The sequence below is a fragment of the Anaerosporobacter sp. genome (assembly GCF_031551385.1).
Classification (GTDB): Bacteria; Bacillota; Clostridia; order Lachnospirales; family Lachnospiraceae; genus Anaerosporobacter.
In genome coordinates this window covers 1-5,004 of sequence record NZ_JAVBNS010000012.1, presented here as the reverse complement: position 1 = coordinate 5,004, position 5,004 = coordinate 1, and the positions used below count along the sequence as shown (strand labels likewise).

The window sequence follows — 5,004 nt, the reverse complement described above, 5'->3', positions numbered from 1 at the left end:
CCGGCTCATAACCGGTCGGTCCTGGGTTCGAGTCCCCGAAGGTCCATTTAGTTAGTTAATGACTTACAGTAATAATATTTAGTTTGGCCTAGTGGCTCAGTTGGTTAGAGCGCCGCCCTGTCACGGCGGAGGTCGAGGGTTCGAGTCCCTTCTGGGTCGTCACATAGTAATTGTGTGATGATTAATTTCATAAGATATGCTTATTATGAACAATAGTTTATAATATCCCATGGGATCATAGCTCAGCTGGGAGAGCACCTGCCTTACAAGCAGGGGGTCACAGGTTCGAGCCCTGTTGGTCCCATCTATGCCGGCGTGGCGGAACTGGCAGACGCACAGGACTTAAAATCCTGCGGGCCTAATCGCCCGTACCGGTTCGATTCCGGTCGCCGGCATATCAATTAAATATGTGCGTTTAGCTCAGCTGGATAGAGCGTTTGGCTACGGACCAAAAGGTCGGGGGTTCGAATCCTCTAACGCACGTACAAAGACATCGTAAAGTATTTACGGTGTTTTTTTGTATATTAAATTTTAATAGAAAATTAATTGTCCTCTTATTTACCAAATAATTATAGTGTGTTAGAATAGTAAATAATTTAGCGAGTGAGAAAGCCTTTAGTATAAGAAGGGAGTGACATTTATATGACAAAGGAAGAATTCATTAAAGATTTAAGAGAGAGTCTCTACACAGAAATTCCAAGTATAGAAATAGAAAGTAATATTCGTTATTATAGCGAGTATATAGATAGTCAAATGAGTAATGGCAAAACGATGGACGAGGTAATGTCGGAGCTAGGTGACCCAAGATTAATCGCAAGAACGATAATAGAAACATCAAAGTTAAGTGGCTCTAATAAAGGGCATAGTAAAGTATATCAAGATGAATATAGAACTGCAGATGATGATGCCTACACTAATAATGAGCAAGGAAATGCAAGGACGTATAATTTCGATGGGAAAATACCATTGCGACACCGTATATCTGGGACAGTTATATTAATATTAATTCTTATGCTTATATTTTTGGTGGGAAGTATTGCAATTAGATTATTCTTTAGTATAGGCTTACCATTGCTGTTAGTGTATCTATTGATACGAATTGTTACCAAAAAATGAGGACAAGAAAGACTGTAAAATACCGTTTTTTTCAAAAAAATATATAAAGTATTTTAAATTAATATAAAATGAAACACCGCCGAGGGGGAGCCAAGGCGATGTTTCGATGAGGGGAGTATAAATAATTAATAAGGGGTTATATAGTGTATTAAAAAGCTCTTCGAAATGAAGAACAGGTTAATACACTCATATTATATACCAATAGTAACTAAAAAGCAACAGTTAAAAGAGTAAAAAACCTTGTAAATGAGAGGAAATTAAATCTAGAATAGAGAGTTGTATCATTGCTTTTATGTAAAATAGTTTACGTTTATTAAAAATAAAAAAATATGATGATTTAAGTATATTTTTATTTGAATTGTAAATACTATCTTCTGTAGTAAAAATAACTTACTTTTTAGGAGGATCTAAAAATGAACAACTATCAAAACAACTCAAATGAAAATTGCGGTAAAAACTCATCAAGTAATTCATCAAGCAATTCATCAAGCAATTCATCAAGTAATTCAAGCAACTACCAAAATGCGAGCCAAAACAAAGCTTCAAACATTAGCAAAGATAAAAATTCATCAAAGAATTCTAATAGCCAAAACTACAATAAATAGTAGTACTTAAAATAAGTATTATATATTTATGTAATAGCAATTAGAGAGATGGGCTATCGTGTGTATCTAACTTATTAATTAGATACTAACGCGATAGCTCATTTTAATTGCAAAACAGATTCTGACATAAAACATTGTGATATGTAAAATAGAAACATAGAAATATGATAAATATAAGAAAAAAATGCACCAATTGTCGTTTTACTGAATAAAATATAGTAGAATGGTTGGTGATAATATGTGTTTTGAAACAATCTCAGCGAAAGCGTTAAACTTATATATGCAAAGCCGTGATTATATATTAATTGACTTAAGGGATTATGCGGATTATAGAAGAGGGCATATACCGGCAGCCATAAATATTCCTTACGATGATTTGATGGGTAATATAAATCAATTGGATAAAAATAAAAAGTAAATCTTTTATTGTGATAGAGGTAGCATGAGTATGTTAGCATCAAAGGAGTTATGTGCTGTAGGATATTCAATAGTTAATGTATATGGGGGAATACATGCATACAGAGGTGTTATGGAAAGATAATATGGGTGAAAACAAGGAATTTGGTTGACTACAATTAAAAAGTGATTTAATATTAAATAAATATAGAGCCCCTTGCTTAAATGGATTAATCTAGGGGCTTTATCTACTTATAAGGAGATTATAATGAATCGATATGAATTTATTGCACCATGTCATTTTGGTATGGAAGCAGTTTTAAAAAGAGAAATCTTGGATTTAGGATATGAGATTGTACAAGTTGATGATGGAAGGGTAACATTTGCAGGAGATGAAAATGCTTTTTGTAGAGCAAATATATTCTTAAGAACAGCGGAACGTGTATTGTTAAAGGTTGCTAAGTTTAAAGCGGAAACATTTGATGAATTGTTTGAAGGAACAAAGGCTGTACCATGGGAAAACTATATACCTGTAGACGGAAAGTTTTGGGTTGCAAAGGCAACTTCTATTAAGAGTAAAGTATTTAGCCCATCAGATATTCAATCTATTATGAAGAAAGCAATGGTAGAAAGATTAAAAGGTGTATATAAAGTAAATTGGTTTGAAGAGTCAGGGAATTCCTACCCAATACGTGTTACATTTTTAAAAGATGAGATAACGATTGGAATGGATACTTCAGGAGAATCACTTCATAAAAGAGGATATCGTAAATTAACAAGTAAAGCACCTATTACAGAGACACTTGCTGCAGCGCTTATTTTACTCTCACCATGGAATAAAGACCGTATTCTAGTAGATCCTTTCTGCGGATGTGGAACAATACCAATTGAAGCAGCCTTAATTGGAGCTAATATTGCACCTGGTATGAACCGTTCATTTATTGCAGAAGACTGGAAAGAACTGATACCTAAGAAATGTTGGTATGAAGCGATAGAAGAAGCAAATGATGTAATTAGACATGATGTGGAGATGAATATTCAAGGTTATGATATTGATGGAGAAATTGTTAAGGCTGCAAGAGAGAATGCGCAAATGGCAGAAGTGGATAAATATATACATTTTCAACAGAGGGCAGTGAAGGATTTAAGTAATCCTAAAAAATATGGCTTTATTATTACAAACCCTCCTTATGGAGAACGTTTGGAAGAGACCTCGTTGATGCCACCTCTATATAAAGAAATTGGACAAGCATTCAAGGGTCTTGATACATGGTCTAAGTTCGTAATTACAAGCTTTGAAGACGCAGAAAAATATATGGGTCAAAAGGCAGATAAGAATAGAAAAATCTATAATGGTATGTTGAAGACATATCTATATCAATTCATGGGACCAAGACCACCAAAGAAGAACTAGGAAAGGAGCACATGATGAGTAAACGAATAATCTTTGCGACAGGAAATGAAGGAAAAATGAAAGAAGTTAGAATGATTTTAGATGATTTAGGCTATGAGATTCTTTCTTTAAAAGATATTGGCTATGATAAGGAAATTATTGAAGACGGAAAAACATTTGAAGAGAATGCTTTGATTAAGGCAGTTCAAATTGCAAGAGAAATGAACGAAATCGTATTGGCAGATGATTCTGGTTTAGAAGTAGATTATATGGATAAACAGCCAGGAATCTATTCTGCAAGATTCTTAGGTGAAGATACTTCATATCGTGTTAAAAATCAATATATTATAGATCAGTTAAAGGATGCGAAGGAAGAAGAGAGAAGTGCTCGATTTGTTTGCGCAATCGCATGTGCATTTCCTAATGGAAAGACGCTTACAACTCGTGCTACAATTGAAGGTTATATTGGATATGAAGAACGCGGAGAGAATGGATTTGGATATGATCCAATCTTTATGGTACCTGAGTTTAACTGTACAACAGCAGAACTTGATTTAGAGAAAAAGAACCAAATTAGTCATAGAGGCAAGGCGTTAGAAGCAATGAAAAAGCTAATATCTGCTTAATGAAGTGGAGGATGATATGAAAGTTTTAATCGTTAGTGATTCCCATGGAAGAACGTCCTATTTGGAGGGAGTTATTAAAAAGGTTGGGAATATTGATGCATTTGTTCATTTAGGCGATTTCGAGGGGCAGGAAGAATACATTCGCAGTCTTGTTACGTGCGATACATATATTGTATCTGGAAACAACGATTATTTTACCGATGTGGAGAGAGAGAAAATTGTTACATTTGGAACGTATCGCGTATTGTTAACACATGGTCATCGTTATCATGTTAACTATGGAACAGATGATTTGCTTCAAACAGCATTAGAAAATGGATTTGACATTGTAATGTATGGGCATACACATAAACCAAGTGTAGAGTATCGAAGGGAAACATATATAGTCAATCCAGGAAGCATATCTTTACCAAGACAAGATGGGCGTACTCCTTCCTATATGATTATGGAAATTGACCGTAAAGGCGAGATCTATTTTAATATTAATTATTGCAAATATAATTAAATACGAGAGTTGGCAGGCCTTTTGGAGATGTAATTAGGTATACTTAAATTTACATTATTGTTTGAATAAAATAATATTTTTAAAAAATTAAAAAAATTTAAAAAAGGTGTTGACTTTTCTTTTTGGGTGTAATATAATAATTCTTGCGTTGAGGCGATGTAGAAAACTGTTGAAGATAAGTAGTAATAAAATTCAAGTAGGTTGGCCTTAACAAAATAGAATACGGGGTGTGGCTCAGCTTGGCTAGAGCGCTTGATTTGGGATCAAGAGGTCGCAGGTTCGAATCCTGTCACCCCGACTTATATGCGGGTGTAGTTCAATGGTAGAACACTAGCCTTCCAAGCTAGATACGTGGGTTCGATT

General features: G+C 34.4%; 6 protein-coding genes and 5 tRNA genes. All 11 read left to right on the top strand.

The window, feature by feature from the left end; all coding sequences use genetic code 11:
* Positions 1 to 85: 85 nt before the first annotated feature.
* The 11 genes from RMR19_RS02215 (at position 86) to RMR19_RS02165 (ending at position 4,939) form a co-directional block, all read left to right on the top strand.
* Positions 86 to 159: transfer RNA gene (locus RMR19_RS02215), tRNA-Asp, on the top strand.
* Between the two features lie 72 nt (positions 160 to 231).
* Positions 232 to 304: transfer RNA gene (locus RMR19_RS02210), tRNA-Val, on the top strand.
* Between the two features lie 5 nt (positions 305 to 309).
* Positions 310 to 395, top strand: a tRNA-Leu gene (locus RMR19_RS02205).
* Between the two features lie 14 nt (positions 396 to 409).
* Positions 410 to 483: transfer RNA gene (locus RMR19_RS02200), tRNA-Arg, on the top strand.
* Positions 484 to 642: 159 nt separating this feature from the next.
* Positions 643 to 1,116 carry a DUF1700 domain-containing protein gene (locus tag RMR19_RS02195; protein ID WP_310601859.1) on the top strand — a complete coding sequence of 158 codons (474 nt, stop codon included), beginning with the start codon at positions 643 to 645 and terminating at the stop codon, positions 1,114 to 1,116.
* 413 nt (positions 1,117 to 1,529) lie between these two features.
* The gene (locus RMR19_RS02190) at positions 1,530 to 1,721 is read left to right on the top strand and encodes a hypothetical protein (protein ID WP_310601858.1); all 192 of its coding nucleotides are present in this window, start codon (positions 1,530 to 1,532) and stop codon (positions 1,719 to 1,721) included.
* Positions 1,722 to 1,944: 223 nt separating this feature from the next.
* Positions 1,945 to 2,139, top strand: a complete 195-nt coding sequence (locus RMR19_RS02185; RefSeq protein ID WP_310601857.1) for a rhodanese-like domain-containing protein — start codon at positions 1,945 to 1,947, stop codon at positions 2,137 to 2,139.
* Positions 2,140 to 2,385: 246 nt separating this feature from the next.
* Positions 2,386 to 3,531, top strand: coding sequence for a THUMP domain-containing class I SAM-dependent RNA methyltransferase (locus RMR19_RS02180; protein WP_310601856.1), 1,146 nt, complete (start codon positions 2,386 to 2,388; stop codon positions 3,529 to 3,531).
* A 14-nt stretch (positions 3,532 to 3,545) separates the two neighbouring features.
* Positions 3,546 to 4,136 (top strand): XTP/dITP diphosphatase, encoded by a 591-nt coding sequence (locus RMR19_RS02175; RefSeq protein ID WP_310601855.1) that lies wholly within the window; start codon positions 3,546 to 3,548, stop codon positions 4,134 to 4,136.
* A 16-nt stretch (positions 4,137 to 4,152) separates the two neighbouring features.
* Entirely contained in the window at positions 4,153 to 4,641 is a 489-nt protein-coding gene (locus tag RMR19_RS02170) for a metallophosphoesterase (protein WP_310601854.1), read from the top strand.
* Between the two features lie 223 nt (positions 4,642 to 4,864).
* A tRNA-Pro gene (locus RMR19_RS02165) sits at positions 4,865 to 4,939 on the top strand.
* Positions 4,940 to 5,004 lie beyond the last annotated feature (65 nt).

Coding starts and splice junctions, on each gene's coding strand:
- RMR19_RS02190 (WP_310601858.1), top strand. CDS start 1,530: ATGAACAACTATCAAAACAACTCAAATGAAAATTGCGGTAAAAACTCA.
- RMR19_RS02195 (WP_310601859.1), top strand. CDS start 643: ATGACAAAGGAAGAATTCATTAAAGATTTAAGAGAGAGTCTCTACACA.
- RMR19_RS02170 (WP_310601854.1), top strand. CDS start 4,153: ATGAAAGTTTTAATCGTTAGTGATTCCCATGGAAGAACGTCCTATTTG.
- RMR19_RS02185 (WP_310601857.1), top strand. CDS start 1,945: ATGGTTGGTGATAATATGTGTTTTGAAACAATCTCAGCGAAAGCGTTA.
- RMR19_RS02180 (WP_310601856.1), top strand. CDS start 2,386: ATGAATCGATATGAATTTATTGCACCATGTCATTTTGGTATGGAAGCA.
- RMR19_RS02175 (WP_310601855.1), top strand. CDS start 3,546: ATGAGTAAACGAATAATCTTTGCGACAGGAAATGAAGGAAAAATGAAA.